This is a genomic window from uncultured Mycobacterium sp. (assembly GCF_964249325.1).
In the GTDB taxonomy this organism is placed as follows: Bacteria; Actinomycetota; Actinomycetes; order Mycobacteriales; family Mycobacteriaceae; genus Mycobacterium.
The window spans coordinates 1,735-2,759 of the sequence record NZ_CAXUCH010000375.1 but is presented as its reverse complement, the minus strand read 5'-3'; the positions used below and the strand labels follow the sequence as shown (position 1 = coordinate 2,759).

The window sequence follows — 1,025 nt, the reverse complement described above, 5'->3', positions numbered from 1 at the left end:
GCGCTGATCCGGCCGGGATCCGGGAGCAGCTGGCCGAGCGGTTGCCGGCCTATATGGTGCCGGCTGCGGTGGTGGTGCTCGATGCGCTGCCGCTGACCCCCAACGGCAAGCTGGACACCCGCGCCCTGCCGGCCCCGGAGTATCACGACACCGATCGGTATCGCGCCCCGGCCAACGCGGTCGAGGAAATCCTGGCCGGTATTTACGCCGAGGTGCTGGGACTCGAGCGGGTCGGGGTCGACGACTCGTTCTTCGAGCTGGGCGGGGACAGCATTTTGTCGATGCAGGTGGTGGCGCGGGCGCGTGCCGCGGGCCTGATGTGTCGGCCGCGCGACATTTTCGTCGAGCAGACAGTGGCCCGGCTGGCCCGGGTGGCCGTGGTGACGGACGGTGTGGCGGGCCCGGTCGATGATGGTGTGGGCCAGGTGGTCCCGACACCGATCATGCGCTGGCTGCAGAGTGTGGAGGGCCCGGTTGAGCTGTTCAACCAGACGATGCTGCTGCAGGCCCCCGCGGGTGTGAGCCAGGCCGACGTGGTGGTGTTGCTGCAGGCGCTGCTGGATCGGCATGCCATGTTGCGGGCCCGCGTCGCCGACGACGGCGCCGGCGGCTGGGTGTTGACCGTGCCCGAGGCCGGGTCGGTGGATGCCGGCGTTTGCCTGCAATCGACGGACGTTATCTCCGATGAGGCGCTGGTAACAGCGCGGGCGCGGCTCAACCCAGCCGCCGGGGTGATGCTCAGCGCGCTGTGGGCAGCCTCCACGAGGCAGTTGGTGTTGATCGTTCACCATTTGGCCATCGACGGGGTGTCGTGGCGGATCCTGGTGGAGGACCTCAACCTCGCCTGGGCCCAGCGCCAGGCCGGGCAGCCGGTGGTGTTGTCGGCGACTGGGACGTCGTTTACCCGGTGGGCGTCGCTGCTCGCTGAGCATGCGCGCCGCCCGCACGTCGTGGAGCAGGCGGACCTGTGGCGGCAGGTGGCGGGCACCCCCGCGGTGTTGCCGACGGTCCAGCCGGGGGTGGAT

The 1,025-nt window shown here is 70.2% G+C and carries 1 pseudogene (running past one end of the window); it reads left to right on the top strand.

From position 1 onward, the window contains the following. Positions 1-1,025, top strand: a pseudogene (locus ACFE99_RS24690) (condensation domain-containing protein); its annotated part runs 438 nt beyond the window's last position; the annotation flags it as partial.